We start from the raw sequence: 13,322 nt of genomic DNA, 5'->3' as shown, positions 1-13,322 counted from the left end.
GGCCCTGGGTCACGGTCTGCGCGCTGGCGGCATCGGTGTCGATGAAGCCGCGTTGCATGTCCACATACGGGTCGTTGTAGCTGGACAGCGAAGTGGTCTTCTCGGCCGCATCGGCGGAGAACACCGAAAAGTCCTGTACCGGCTGCACCAATTCCACGCCTTCGTCGTCGGCCAGTGCACTGACCAGTTCATCGCGCGACACGCCCGGCGGCGGTTGCAGCACGGCGCAATACAGGCCCAGCGAGGTGATCGGCCAGGCCGAGACTTCGCGCAGCTTGTAGCGCTGCTTGATGCTGTCCATGCGCGCGGCAGCCTTCTGGCCGGCGCCGTAATAGCTGGATGCGTAGCCGATCAGGCTGGAGCCGGCGCGGGCTGGCGGCGCGGCGAGCGGGTTGGCCACCGCCAGCAGGATGTCGCGGCTGCTGTCGGCCACCTGCGCATCGGCCGGCGCCGTGGCAGCGCCGTCAACCTCCGTCGCCGGCTCCTGGAGCATTGCAGCAGCGTGCGCGTTGTGATGCGCGCCCAGGCCGGCGAGCGCGGCGATCAGGCCGATGGCGAGCAGGCGATTCATGGGGCCGAGACGATCTCCGCCAGCCGGATGCCCGGGGTGGCGCGTAGTTGCTGCACGGTCTGCTGCGGTTGGGCCGGCGGCTGCGGTAGGGCGGGCGCCAAGGTGTAGGCACCCATCTCGTTGGGGCCGCCGACCACCTGCAACTGCTGCGCATGCAGCAGCCGGTCCCAGTCGGCCACGGTCATGTTGGCGTCCGGCACCACGCGGATGGCACCCTGCGGCACCGGCATGGTGGTGGCGCTGCTGAGCGTGCGGTAGTCGTGCGTGGGGGCGGGCGAGGCCAGCCTGACGCCCATCACGCCCAGCCCGATGGCCTGCACCAGCGCCGCAGCGGCCAGAGCCCGCACCGTCCAGCTGCCGGACCGGCGCGCTGCCGGCACGCGCGCAGGCGCGGTGTGCTGCTCCGGTGCATCCAGGCGGCCAAGCAGGCGTTGCAGCCCGGCGTTCGGATCCAGCGTGACTGCAGACGGCAGCGCCAATGCCTGGCGCAAGCGATTCTGCTGGGCGAATTCGGCGCTACAGGAGGCGCACTTGGCCACATGAGCAATCAGCCAGGTGCTCTCTTCCTCGGTGGCGCTGTCCAACAGCACCGCCGGCATCAATTCCCAGGCGTGCGAGCATTCCTTGCCAGGCGCGATGAAAAACGTCTTCATTGCATGGTCTCCGTATGAGGGGCGCCGCCGGCCAGGCCGGGCAGCACATTGCGTAATTTGACCCGGGCATGGAAGAGCCGGGCTTTGATCGTGCCGACCGGGCACTGCATGATGTCGGCGACTTCTTCGAGTTTGTGGCCGACGCCGTAGACCAGTTCGACCACCATGCGCTGGTCCGGCGACAACCGTTCCATGCCCTTGTCCAGCCAGTCGCGCAGTTCGCGGTCGTCGTTGTCGTCGGTGCTGGGGGCGTGGTCTTCGACAACGGCGGTGTCGTCGATGGCTTCGCCGTCATGCTGACGCAGGCATTTGAGTCCGCAGCGGTAGGCGATGCCCATGATCCAGGTGGACACCTGCGAATCGCCGCGGAAGTCGCCGGCTTTCTGCCAGGCGATCCAGAAGCAATCGTTGATGGCTTCTTCGATGATGTCCGGGCGGCGGGTCAGGCGCGACAGGAAGCGGCACAGGCGGCCGTGGTAGCTGTGGTACATGCTGGCCAGCGCGTCGCGGTCGCCCGCGGCCATGCGGCGCAACAGCATGCGGTCGGTGGCATCGCCTAGGGTGTCGGTGTCATTCATCAAGGCAGGCATGGCGGGTAACCCACGTCAGTGCGCGTAGGCAGGCAAAAGGTTGTGTGTGGATCAGAAGGTTTTGGAGACCGTGCCCAACCACGGCGTTTCGCCTGGGCCGCCCTGCATGCGCGGGGTATTGCCGCTGGTCAGGACGCGCTCGGCCTTCAACGTCCATCCGACGCGGCTCCACATCAGGCCGAGTTGACCGTACTGATAGCGACCGGAGCGCGCCGCACCGTAGGCCATGGCCGGAAAACGCGACGAGCCGGCGCCGAGCGACAGGCTGAAATCGTTGCGCAGCGGGACGTTGGCGGTGATGTCGAAGGCCGCATTCCAGGGCGACTGGCTGGCGCGCGGGAAGTTGAAGGTGGACAGCGAAAACGTCAGCAGGTCGCGGTAGGACCAGGCCAGGCTGGCTTCCTGGCGGTCGAAGGTGCGGGTGGCGCGGTCGGTCGGGTAGCCGTAATAGAGCAGGCTGACCTGCATCTGCCAGCGGTCGTCCAGCATCCAGGCGCGCCCGGCCTGGGCGGTGATCGCCACCGGGTCGTTCCAGGCCGGCGACTGCAGCGCCACCGAGGTGGAGACCGACCAGCCGGGGGCGGGCAGCCAGTAGCCCGCCGCCTGCACGGTGACCTTGTTGGGCGCGATCGAGATGCCGCGGTCGATCAGGCTGGAGGTCACCGCCACTGCGCCGCCGAGGTCGTTGGCCAAGGCGAAGCCGCTGGAGCCCGCTGCCAGCGCGAGCAGCAGCCACGGCAGCAACCTGCCGGACGGGTTGTGTTGACAGCGCACCCGCGGCTGCCCCGGCAGCCAGGCAGACGCGGCTGACAGCGCCTCGCAGCGTTCGTGGCGTGCGGCACTGCCCATCAGGACGCCCACGAAAAAACGCCACGGGCACGGTGGCGTCGCGGTTGCGAGGGGAGCTGTTTGGAAACTGGAACGGTCGGCAATGGCGTGGTGCTGGGTGTCAGACAGGGACGCGATGGTGACCCAGGACGTTGGGAGAGACCACCTCGGGGGCGGCGATTCCGTCCGTATACGCGAAGGCACCGCGTCAGGCAGCGGCGAATCCGTCCTGGCTGCCGGTGCCGCTTGCCTGCAACTCCTGGCAAGCCAAGCGGCCGACTGGCAGGCTGCCGCGGCTGGAAGCGTTGGCACGCGGCGGAGTCACGCCGTCAGCGACTGGCGTTGCGCAGGCGGCATTCCCGCGGTTCCGGAAACAGGAACCACGGGGAATGCATGCGTGTTGCGGTTGGGCGCGCCATCGGTCCGCCCCCTCGGACGCCGCGCCATCCCGCGCTGGTCGACCCTATTTCAATGTGTTGAGGTAGGCGATCAACGCATCGAGCTCCTTCGGGTCGTCCAGACCGTCGTACTTCATCTTGGTGCCCGGCAGTGCTTTGGTCGAAGACTGCGACAGATAGGACTTGAGCTGGGCCGGGGTCCAGGTCCACTTGCTGTTCTTGAGCGCGTCGGAGTAACCGCCGAAGTCCGCAACGGTGCCGGCAGGACGGCCGGCCACGCCGAACAGGGACGGGCCTTTCTTGTTCTTGCCCTGTTTGGCGCTATGGCATTCGCCGCATTCGGTGAGGAAGGTGCTGGCGCCGTCGGCTGCGTGTGCCGAGGGTACGGGCAATGCGCCTGCCAGCAACAGGCCAGCCAGCGGGACGCACAACAGGGAGAGCTTGCGGGGTGAGTTCATGTGGATCCGGACAGGTGCGGGAGGGGTCAGAAGGCCAGGTTGACCGACAGGGTGAAGCTGTCGAGGTCGCGCGGATTGGTGATCGGCGGGCCGCCGAACACGTTGGAGGTGCTGCCGTTGAACTTGTCGAACCGGAACCAGCCAGCCGACAGGCGCAGGTTGGCGATTGAGGTGTAGGTGCCATCCTTGCCGAACGGGGTCCAGTACAGCAGGATCAGATTGCTGGTGGTGTCGGGGATGCCCACCGGCGAATAGCGCGCCGCATCGAACGAGCCGGTGTTGATCATGTGCGCGGCCAGCACGCCGTAGGTCTGCTTGAAGGCGTAGTTCATGCTGAGGGTCTGATCGCGCACGCTGCCACGGTCCAGTGCCGGCATGGTGGGATCGGTCGGGATCAACGGGTTGCCGTACTTGCGGCGCTCGTAGATGTTGACGTAGGCCAGCGACAGCACGTGCTCGCGGGTGCCCAGGAATTGGTAGGTCAGGTCGTAACCGAAATCGGTGAGGTCGTCGCTGGGCCCGATACGCAGGGGCTGGCGGCGGGTATTGAGTGCGGTCAGGCCCACCGAGAAGAACTGCCGCTTCATGTCCTTCATATAGGCAAGACGCGCATAGCGGGTGCCGCCGAGCTTGCCCGGGTCGCCGTTGACCGGCCAGCCAAGGCGGTCCTGCGCAGACGGCGACAGCGCGCTGTAGCTGCCCACTTCGCCGTACCAATTGCGGTCGTACAGACCATAGACGCTCGCGCCGATGACCCGATTGGAGAGCGCCGAGGAGCTGAGCATGGTGGACGCGCCGCCATTGGAGGCCGGGGTCAGCGTGGAGGCGTTCGGCAACACGTGCACCGGGTCGGAGATGCCCGGGTTGTTGTTGACGCTGACGCCGATCATGGTGTCCTTGCCGCCCATCTGGAACGGCTTGCTGACGAAGCGCAGATCGACATCGTCCAGGCGCGTATCGAAGGTCGCATTGCCGCTGTTGTTGGAGCGGATCTTCGAATAGCCGCCGATGTTGTCGTTGAGGCGGCCGCCCAGGTACAGATCGGCTTCGCGCAGACGTGAGCTGCTGTCGCCGCGGCTGGGATTGTTGCGCGACCAGGTGAGCTGACCGGACACCGGAATCTTGGTGCCGTCGCCATCGGTATCGGTAAAGCCGCCGAGCTTGAAGCGCATGCCGTAGGGCGTGAGCGAGGGACCGTAGGAACCGACATGGCAATCCGCGCACGACGCGCCGGTCTGGCGTGCGAACGAGGGAATTGCTTGCGCTTGCGTACTGGCCAGCAGCAGCAACGGGCCGGACACGCATAACAAGGACGTCAGGGAGGCGGTACGCGTGGCGGTGCGACGCGGGGCGGTCTGGGAAGCGGGCATGGAAAGTCCTTGTTCGACGGTGCGGGATGCAGCGGTGCGGGAACGGGAGAGGAAACGGATCAAAGACGGTGGGGTGCGGCGGTTCATGCGCGCTTGCCCGGCAAGACGCGGCGCAGCAGGCCGTCGCGCAAGACCAGGTGGTGCCAGAGCGCGGCGCCGATATGCAGCAGCACCAGCGCCAGCAGCGCCCAGGCGGCATTCACGTGCCAGGTGCCCAGGGTGTCGCCGAGGTCGCCGTCCGGTGCGACCAGCCCGGGCAGGGGAATGCCGAAGAAATACACCTGCTTGCCGTACGCGCTGCTCAGCGACCAGCCCAGCAACGGCAGCGCGAGCATCAGCCCGTACATCGCCGCATGCGTGGCACCAGCGGCCAGACGCATCGGCAGCGACGCCGGCGGGCCGGGTGGCAGCGTGCGCAGACGCAGGCGCAAACCGATGCGCAAGGCGAACAACACCAGGACCAGCAGGCCGAAGTGGCGGTGACCTTCCAGCAGCCACTGACGCAAGGCGCGGCCATCTAATTCGGCGCGCAGCAGGATCAGCGTGGCCGCCATGGTCAGGCACAGCACGGTGAGCCAGTGCAGCACGCGCATCGCCTTGGGCAAGGGCAGCACGCGCGCGGCTGCGGGCGCCTGTTCTGCCGATGGCGAGGTGCCTGCTGCGCCGTTGGCGGGAGCGCTGACGGGCCGCTGGGGGGATGAACTCATCTGATCTGTCTTCTGGTGGTGGTCGTTGGTTCCGGCAGCGTCGCTGTGCTGCCAGGCCTGGCTCCCCACGCCGGCCAACGGCGGCCAGGTGAACGTGCACCGATGGGTGCGGCAACGTCGGAAAAAGGTTGCCTCGTCGTGGCAGGTCGCTCGCGCGCGCTGCACATCGAGGTGGTGCGATACGTTCAACTGCGCTTGCGCGTACAGCGCTTCGCAGGGGCGCGGCCGCGCGCAACCTTTCGCGCAACCCGACGCACTCAGGCATGTCGCACTACGTGCAGTCAGCGGTTACGCCTCTCCGATCATGGCCATCGAACGCATCCAGTTGCATACCCACGGTGACGATCGCGGACTGCTCATTTCCTTGGAGCAGCAGCGCAATGTCCCGTTCGAGATCCGCCGCGTGTATTACCTGTTCGGCACACGCGACGGCGTACATCGCGGCCAGCACGCGCACCGCCGGCTCAATCAACTTGCAGTGGCCTTGCACGGCTCGGTGACGATTCTGCTCGACGAAGGCAACGGCAATGGCCCCCGCGAGGTGGTGCTGGACGACCCCTCGCAGGGCCTGCTGCTCGGCCGCATGGTGTGGCGCGATCTGCATCGCTTCAGCGCCGACTGCGTCCTGATGGTGCTCGCCGACCAGTTCTACGATCCGGGCGATTACATCCTGGATTACGACCAATTCGTGAGCGAAGTGCGCAATGGCATGCAGCCGCAAGCCTGCAGGCTGGAAGCATGAGCGCGCCAAAACCACTGGTGATCATCGGCGCTGGCGAGTTCGCGCAGATCGCCTGCGAATACTTCCAGCACGACAGCGACTACACGGTGGTGGCCTTCAGCGTGGAACGCGACTTCCTGTCGCAGCCCACGCTGGCCGAACTGCCGGTAGTGCCCTACGAAGAGCTGGAGCAACGCTACCCGCCGCAGCAGTACGCGGTGTTCGTCGCGATTCCGGCAACGCAACTCAATCGCCTGCGCACGCGCTTTTTCCAGGACGTGGTGCAGCGCGGTTATCGCTGCGCCAGTTATGTGAGTTCGCGCGCGTTCGTCTGGCATAACGCGCACATCGGCGCCAACTGTTTCATCTTCGAGGGCAACGTCGTCCAGCCATTTACCCGCATCGGCGACAACTGCGTGTTGTGGAGCGGTAACCATATCGGCCACCGCACGGTGGTGCAGGACCATGTATTCATCGCCTCGCATGCGGTGATTTCCGGCTATTGCCAGATCGGGCAGGGCAGCTTTATCGGCGTCAACGCCACGCTCAGCGACAAGGTGCACATTGCCGTAAACAACATCATCGGTGCCGGCGCACTGGTGACCCGGCATACCGAAGCCGAGCGTGTGTACGTGGGGTCGCCGGCGCGTGCGGTGGCGGGCAGGTCCAGCTTCGATGTGGAGCTCTGAGCCGTGTTTGCCTGGAACAAACGCGGGCTGGTGTTCGACGTTGCACGCGATGGCGTCGGCGGTTGGATGCACCAGGCCGCGCTGACGCCGACCCCGTACCGGTTGTCTGCGCAGGTGTTGCGGGTGTATGCCGGCTTCCGCGATGCGCAGGGCGTGAGCCGAATCGGCTATGTGGATGTGAGCGCCGATGCACCGACGCAGATCGTCGGCGTCAGCAAACAGCCGGTTCTAGACATCGGCCGCGATGGGTGCTTCGACGACAACGGCATGATTCTTGGCGATGTGGTGGCCGGGCCGGATGGGCTGTACATGTTCTATGTCGGCTTCCAGCGTGTGGCCAAGGCCAAGTTTCTCGCCTTTACCGGTCTGGCGGTGTCCAGCGATGGTGGCGAGAGCTTTCAGCGTCGGCAGGAAACGCCCTTGCTGGATCGCGCGCCTGGGCGCAGCACGATTGCCGCCGTGCATTCGGCGCGCTACGAACAGGGCCGCTGGCGGCTCTGGTACGCTGTGGGCGATGACTGGGAAACGATCGGCGGCCAGCCGTATCCGCGTTACCACATCCGCCACGTAGACACCGACGACCTGCGCTGCATCCCCACCGATGATGCGGTGTGCCTGCGTCCGCGTGGCGATGAATACCGCATCGGGCGCCCACGCGTGTACCGGTTTGGCGGACGCTATCTGATGTATTTCACCCGCGGCGATATCCACGGAGGCTACGTCCCCGGCATCGCTTTCAGTGGCGATGGCGTGCACTGGGAACGCGACGACAGTCAGTTGGGGCTTGCATTGTCCGAGGGCGGCTGGGATGCGCAGACGCTGTGTTACCCGGCCTTGATTCAACACGGCGAGCGCGTGTTGATGTTCTACAACGGCAATGCGATGGGGCAGGCCGGCTTCGGCCTGGCAGATGCGGCGTTACCGGTGCAGTTACAGGGCGAGCATGTTTTCGGTTAGATCGTACGTGCCAGGCGATGCGCCGGCGTGGGACGCTCTGGTGGCGTCCTCGCGGAATGGCAATCTGCTGCATCGGCGCGGCTACATGGACTATCACACCGAACGGTTTGTGGATGCCTCCTTGCTGGTCGAGCGCGGGGGCGAGGTGGTGGCGGTGTTCCCTGCCAACGTGCAGGGCGATTGCGTCAGCAGCCATGCCGGGCTGACGTATGCCGGGCTGTTGTCGTCGATGGCGCTGCGTGCCGGTGCCACCTTGCAGGTATTCGAGCAGATGGCCGCGCACTACCGTGCGCTTGGCGTGCGCGACATCGTGTACAAGCCGGTGCCGCATATTTTTCATGCTTACCCGGCCGAAGAGGAGTTGTACGCGCTGCATCGGGTCGACGCACAACTGTATCGTCGCGACCTGTCGTCGGCGATTGCGCTACGCGAGCCATTTGCATTCAGTGCCGAGCGGCGGCGGTCTATCGCCAAGGCATGCAAGGCGGGCGTGCAGATTCAGCGCGGAACCCAGCTTGTGGACTTCCATGCGCTGCTGACTCAGGTGTTGCAGCGGCATGGCGCGGCACCAACGCATCGGCTGGATGAGTTGCAACTGCTGCAAGGCCGGTTTGCGCAGCAGATCGTGTTGCATGAGGCGCGCGCTGACGGGCAATTGATGGCGGCCGCATTGGTCTTCGATTTCGGTCGCAGTGTGCACACCCAATATCTGGCGGTGTCCGAGCAAGGCCGCCAGCTGGACGCCTTGAGTCTGCTGCTGGCCGAGTTGATCACCGATGTGTATGCGCAGCGCGAGTATTTCAGCTTTGGTATCTCGACCGAGCAGGGTGGACAGGTGCTCAACGAAGGTCTGGTACAGCAAAAGGAACGCTTCGGCGCGCGCGCCGTGGTGCAGGATTTCTATCGATGGACGTTGTAATGGATGTGCCTTTCCTGGATTTGCGTGCAGTCAATGCGCGCTATGCGGATGAACTCAAAGCCACTGCGGCACGGGTGATCGATGCCGGCTGGTATGTACTCGGCAAGGAGCTAGCGGCGTTCGAAGACGAATTCGCCAGTTATTGCGGTGCCGCGCATGCGGTCGGCGTGGGCAATGGGCTGGATGCGTTGGCGTTGATCCTGCGCGGCTACCGCGAGCTGGGCGTCTTGCGCGAAGGCGACGAAATCATCGTGCCGGCCAATACCTTCATCGCGACGTTTCTGGCGATCAGCCAGAACCATCTGGTGCTGGTGCCGGTGGAGCCGGACCCGATCACCTTCAACATCGACCCGGCCAGGGTGGAGAAGGCCATCGGGCCGCGCACGCGCGCCATCATGGCGGTGCACCTGTATGGGCAGCTGGCCGATATGCAGGCCCTGCAGACGCTGGCCCATCGCTATGGCCTGCTGCTGCTCGAAGATGCCGCGCAAGCCCATGGTGCAAGCGCACAGGGTCGGCGCGCCGGAGCCTTCGGCGATGCAGCGGCCTTCAGTTTCTTCCCGACCAAGAACCTCGGTGCGCTGGGCGATGGCGGCGCAGTGACGACCTCGGATGCACGCCTGGCCGAGCGGATTCGCGCACTGCGCAACTACGGCTCGGAAGTGAAGTATCACCACCTCTGCCAGGGCGTGAACTCGCGCCTGGATGAAATGCAGGCTGCATTCCTGCGTGTCAAACTGGGCTATCTCGAAGAAGAGATCGTACTGCGGCGTGCAGTGGCGCAGCGCTATCTGCAAGGCATCGACAACCCGCTGATTGCTTTACCGACCGTGGTCGCCGAGCAGCAGCACGTCTGGCATCTGTTCGTGGTGCGCAGCCCGCAGCGCGATGCCTTGCAGGCGCATCTGCTACGGCAGGGCATCCAGACGCAGATTCACTATCCGGTGCCGCCGCACCGGCAGCCAGCGTACGCCACCTTGGGCCAGGCCTGCCTGCCGCTCAGCGAGCGCCTGCACCAGGAGGTGCTCAGTCTGCCGATGGGGCCGGCGCTGGATGATGCAGCGATTGCGCAGGTGATCGCCGCCTGCCAGTCGTTCGGCGGCGGCACATGAATGTCGTGCGCAGCAGCGCCTACACCGGCGTTGCAACGCTGGCAAAGCTGCTGGCGGCCCTGGTCGTGGTCAAGCTGGTCGCCGTCTATGCCGGGCCCCAAGGCGTGGGCCGGCTCGGCCAGTTTCTCAACCTGATGTCGGTCCTGGCGGTGTTGGCCGGTGGCGGCATCAGTGCCGGCATCGTCAAGTACGTGGCGCAGTACCGCGATGACGCGCCCGCGCTGGCGCGCTTGCTGAGTGCGGCACTGTGGTACGCCTTTTGCGCTGCCTGCGTGATGGCGCTGCTGGCGGTGGTGTTCAGTGGCGCGATCGCCGAGCGCCTGCTGGGCGATGCGAGCTACCGCCCACTGATTTGCGTGCTGGCCATCGCGCAGTTGGGCATCGCACTGCTCAACTACATGCTGGCGGTGATCAACGGTTTCATGGATGTGCGGCGGCTCGCTTTCGTGCAGGTCTCCGGCGCTCTGCTGAGCGTTGCGCTGGTGGCCTGGCTTTCCAGCCGGGCACAGTTGCAGGGTGCGTTGCTGGCGCTGGTGCTGGGCCAGATGCTGTGGTTGCTGGCTGCGGTGCCGGCGCTGCGGCGTAGCCCGTATTTTTTGCCTGCGATGTGGCGCATGCGCTTCGATGCGCAGATGACCCGTCAGCTGGCCGCATTTTCGATCATGACGCTCACCTCGACGCTAGTGCCGCAACTGGTGACGCTCCTGGTACGCGATCATCTGGCGCTGCAGTTCGGTTGGCAGCAAGTGGGGTATTGGCAAGCGGTGAGCCGGGTCTCGGACGCTTATCTGCTGTTCTTCACCACGGCCATCAATGTGTATTACCTGCCCAAGCTGGCCTCGCTGCGCGGCTCTGAAGCCCTGGGCCAGGAGCTGCGCGGCGCCTATCGCTACGTGATGCCGGCGGTGATCGTGATGGCGCTGGGCGTCTATGTGTGCCGCGATTGGGTGACCTGGCTGCTGTTCGATACGCAATTTGCCGCTGCGGCACCGTTGTACGGTCCGCAGCTGCTGGGCGATGTGATCAAGATTGCGGCCTTCGTTCTGTCGTACGTGATGCTGGCCAAGGCGATGACACGGCTGTTCGTGGTCTCCGAATGCGTGTTTGCGGCGAGCTATCTGGCGCTGGTGTATCTGTTCACTGCGCAGTTCGGGTTGATCGGTGCGATGTACGCCTTCGCCGCCAACTACGTGCTGTATCTGTTGTTCAACATCGTGGTGGTGCGGCGCTACCTGGGACGGACGGCATGAACGGTCAGGCGGCTGTATCGTCATGTGCACGCTGGCCGTTGGTGTCGGTGCTGATTCCGGCTTTCAACCATGAGCGTTTCGTGCAGCGTTGCCTGGATAGCGTCCTGGACGACCCGTATCCGTGCAAGGAGATCGTCATCATCGACGATGGCTCCAGCGACGCCACCGCCGAAAAGATCAGCCAGTGGATCAGCGACCAAGGGCCCCGGCTACCGGTGCACTTCGTGCAACGCGAGAATCGTGGCGTAGCCGCCACGCTCAACGAACTGGTATTGCGCGCACGCGGGGAGTACCTGCGGCTTGGCGCAAGCGACGACTACCTGCTGCCAGGCGGGCTGGACGCACAAGTACGCTACCTGCGCGGGCATCCGCAAAAGCTTGCGGTGATCGGCGATGCCTGCGTGGTCGATGGGCATGGGCGACTGCTGCACGACAGCGCCATGCGCGATCTGCACGGGGTGGACAGGAGCCTGTATCGCTCCGAATCCGGCATCCGTCGCGCGGTGATACGGCAATGGGCAGTCGGTGGTGCGGTGGCACTGCTACGGCGCAGTGCCTTCGATGCCCGCAGCGGCTGGGACGAATCGCTGCGGATAGAAGACTGGGATTTCTTCCTGCGTCTTGCCGCACGCAATGCCTTGGGCTTTATCGATCTGCCGGTGTGCGCCTACCGCCTGCATGGCAACAACCTCAGCAAGACGGTGAATGTGCCGACACGCATCGCCAATCTGCGCGAGTCGCGGCAGGTGGCGCTGCGCTGCGTGCCGTTGTTCGACGGGCCCGACCGCATGCTGCTGCAGGCGCAGGCACACTACATCGCAGCCAAGGTGGCATTTCTGCGGCGCCGGCCGCACCAGGTGGCCATGCATCTAGTGTTCTACGGGTGGCTGTCGCTCACGGCCCGGTGGTGTCCGAAACGTGCCGCACGCGCGGCGGAGCTCGCATGAATACGTTGATGCGCCGTCCCGCGACCTATCTGGCGCTGCCGATGCTGATCAGCTGCGCGCTGACGTGGCTGACGTACGCATTACCCGATGGCTACCTGGAAGGCATCGTGCTGCTGGCGCTTGCAGCAGCGGCTACCTTCGGGCTCGATGTGGCGTTGCGCACGCAGCTGCCACCTGTCGAGCGCTTTTGCAACTACCGTTACGCTGGAACCCGCGATGCGTTTCTGGCGATGGTATTGGCCGCGGCGGTGACGGTGTTCTGCATTGCCGATGTGGTGCTGTTTCCCATTCCGTTGTTCAACGATCCATCGTCGTACGCCACCTTGAGCCCGTTGCGCGCGCATGTGCGGCACATCTCCAATATGTGCTGGATCCTGCCGCCGATCGCCCTGCTGTGCGTGCGCCACCGTGGGCTGCGTGCAGCAATGGTGACGTTGGGGTTCGTGTTCCCGATCGTGGTGATCGACCGCAACCGCATCTTCGCCGGCCTGTTTTCGTTCGTGCTGGTGATGTTGCTGCGCCGCGACCCGTCGCGCCGGCTGCCGTGGAAGACCATCGGCCTTCTCGTTCTGGCGGGTGGTGGGGTGTTTTCGATCCTTGGCGCGTTGCGTTCCGGTTCCCTGGCGACGGTGGCGTTGCCGTTCAGTGCGTTCTACCGCGCCATGCCGCAGGGCGTGCAGTGGTTGCTGCTCTATATCAGCGCCGGGCCGTACAACTTCGGCGCCATTCTGGCCAAGGGCTATGTCAACGCCAGTTTTCTGGTCAATCAATTGGTGCCGTTCAGTGGTTCGATTGCAACCGCAGGCACCAGCATTCCGCTGGATGCGCCCAACATCAATGTGGGCACCGAGTTCTTTCCCTTCTTGATGGCGTGGGGCGCTCCCGGCGCGTTGCTTGCGTTGCTGGCGTTGTATGCCGGGCTGGTGTGGAGCGTGCGCCGGCTCAACGGCTCGCTGTCGATCTTCCATGTGCTGATTTTCCTGCGCATCGCCTACGCCTGCCTGATGTCGCCATTCGCACCACAGGCATTCACCTGGACCAACTTCGGCTTCATCGCGCTGTGCCTGGTGCTGCATGCCTCCACGGTGGTGCTGCCCAACCGCCTGTCCGCTCATCCGTCTGCCGCGTAAGTGTGCAGCACTCCATTCATCG

14 protein-coding genes and 1 pseudogene are annotated in these 13,322 nt (G+C 65.0%); 8 read left to right on the top strand and 7 right to left on the bottom strand.

Features of this window, described 5'->3' with window-relative positions:
* The 7 genes and pseudogenes from XBLMG947_RS04075 to XBLMG947_RS04045 all read right to left on the bottom strand — a co-directional run.
* A pseudogene (locus XBLMG947_RS04075) lies at positions 1–571 on the bottom strand (serine protease); the annotation flags it as partial.
* The gene (locus tag XBLMG947_RS04070) at positions 568–1,224 is read right to left on the bottom strand and encodes a zf-HC2 domain-containing protein (RefSeq protein ID WP_065466502.1); all 657 of its coding nucleotides are present in this window, start codon (positions 1,222–1,224) and stop codon (positions 568–570) included. The pseudogene XBLMG947_RS04075 and the gene XBLMG947_RS04070, both read right to left, overlap by 4 nt.
* On the bottom strand, positions 1,221–1,814 hold the full coding sequence (locus XBLMG947_RS04065; protein ID WP_181093093.1) for a sigma-70 family RNA polymerase sigma factor: 594 nt from the start codon (positions 1,812–1,814) through the stop codon (positions 1,221–1,223). Before XBLMG947_RS04065 ends, XBLMG947_RS04070 begins: the two co-directional genes overlap by 4 nt.
* Before the next feature lie 51 nt (positions 1,815–1,865).
* Positions 1,866–2,675 (bottom strand): TorF family putative porin, encoded by an 810-nt coding sequence (locus XBLMG947_RS04060; protein WP_245228099.1) that lies wholly within the window; start codon positions 2,673–2,675, stop codon positions 1,866–1,868.
* A 430-nt stretch (positions 2,676–3,105) separates the two neighbouring features.
* On the bottom strand, positions 3,106–3,498 hold the full coding sequence (locus tag XBLMG947_RS04055) for a c-type cytochrome (protein WP_065466500.1): 393 nt from the start codon (positions 3,496–3,498) through the stop codon (positions 3,106–3,108).
* 26 nt (positions 3,499–3,524) lie between these two features.
* Positions 3,525–4,868, bottom strand: coding sequence for a cytochrome C (locus XBLMG947_RS04050; RefSeq protein ID WP_065466499.1), 1,344 nt, complete (start codon positions 4,866–4,868; stop codon positions 3,525–3,527).
* 83 nt (positions 4,869–4,951) lie between these two features.
* Positions 4,952–5,575, bottom strand: a complete 624-nt coding sequence (locus XBLMG947_RS04045) for a cytochrome b (protein WP_245228098.1) — start codon at positions 5,573–5,575, stop codon at positions 4,952–4,954.
* 304 nt (positions 5,576–5,879) lie between these two features.
* Between XBLMG947_RS04045 and XBLMG947_RS04040 the strand changes: the two genes are divergently transcribed.
* The 8 genes from XBLMG947_RS04040 to XBLMG947_RS04005 are packed head-to-tail and all read left to right on the top strand — an operon-like array spanning position 5,880 to position 13,300.
* Complete coding sequence (locus XBLMG947_RS04040; RefSeq protein ID WP_065466498.1) at positions 5,880–6,317, top strand: sugar 3,4-ketoisomerase; 438 nt, start codon at positions 5,880–5,882, stop codon at positions 6,315–6,317.
* Positions 6,314–6,985 carry an acetyltransferase gene (locus XBLMG947_RS04035; RefSeq protein ID WP_065466497.1) on the top strand — a complete coding sequence of 224 codons (672 nt, stop codon included), beginning with the start codon at positions 6,314–6,316 and terminating at the stop codon, positions 6,983–6,985. The genes XBLMG947_RS04040 and XBLMG947_RS04035 overlap by 4 nt, the downstream gene beginning before the upstream one ends.
* 3 nt (positions 6,986–6,988) lie before the next feature.
* Positions 6,989–7,942, top strand: coding sequence for a glycoside hydrolase family protein (locus XBLMG947_RS04030; RefSeq protein WP_065466496.1), 954 nt, complete (start codon positions 6,989–6,991; stop codon positions 7,940–7,942).
* A 7-nt stretch (positions 7,943–7,949) separates the two neighbouring features.
* Positions 7,950–8,861, top strand: a complete 912-nt coding sequence (locus XBLMG947_RS04025; RefSeq protein WP_083992837.1) for a GNAT family N-acetyltransferase — start codon at positions 7,950–7,952, stop codon at positions 8,859–8,861.
* Positions 8,861–9,973: a DegT/DnrJ/EryC1/StrS family aminotransferase gene (locus XBLMG947_RS04020; protein WP_065466494.1), complete on the top strand. Its 1,113-nt coding sequence runs from the start codon at positions 8,861–8,863 to the stop codon at positions 9,971–9,973. Before XBLMG947_RS04025 ends, XBLMG947_RS04020 begins: the two co-directional genes overlap by 1 nt.
* Positions 9,970–11,223 carry an O-antigen translocase gene (locus XBLMG947_RS04015; RefSeq protein WP_065466493.1) on the top strand — a complete coding sequence of 418 codons (1,254 nt, stop codon included), beginning with the start codon at positions 9,970–9,972 and terminating at the stop codon, positions 11,221–11,223. Before XBLMG947_RS04020 ends, XBLMG947_RS04015 begins: the two co-directional genes overlap by 4 nt.
* The gene (locus tag XBLMG947_RS04010; protein WP_065466492.1) at positions 11,220–12,170 is read left to right on the top strand and encodes a glycosyltransferase; all 951 of its coding nucleotides are present in this window, start codon (positions 11,220–11,222) and stop codon (positions 12,168–12,170) included. The genes XBLMG947_RS04015 and XBLMG947_RS04010 overlap by 4 nt, the downstream gene beginning before the upstream one ends.
* Positions 12,167–13,300: a hypothetical protein gene (locus XBLMG947_RS04005; RefSeq protein WP_065466491.1), complete on the top strand. Its 1,134-nt coding sequence runs from the start codon at positions 12,167–12,169 to the stop codon at positions 13,298–13,300. The genes XBLMG947_RS04010 and XBLMG947_RS04005 overlap by 4 nt, the downstream gene beginning before the upstream one ends.
* Positions 13,301–13,322 lie beyond the last annotated feature (22 nt).

This window comes from Xanthomonas bromi (genome assembly GCF_900092025.1).
GTDB lineage: Bacteria > Pseudomonadota > Gammaproteobacteria > Xanthomonadales > Xanthomonadaceae > Xanthomonas > Xanthomonas bromi.
The sequence above is the reverse complement of the archived record's forward strand: the minus strand, read 5'-3'. Positions and strand labels throughout refer to the sequence as shown.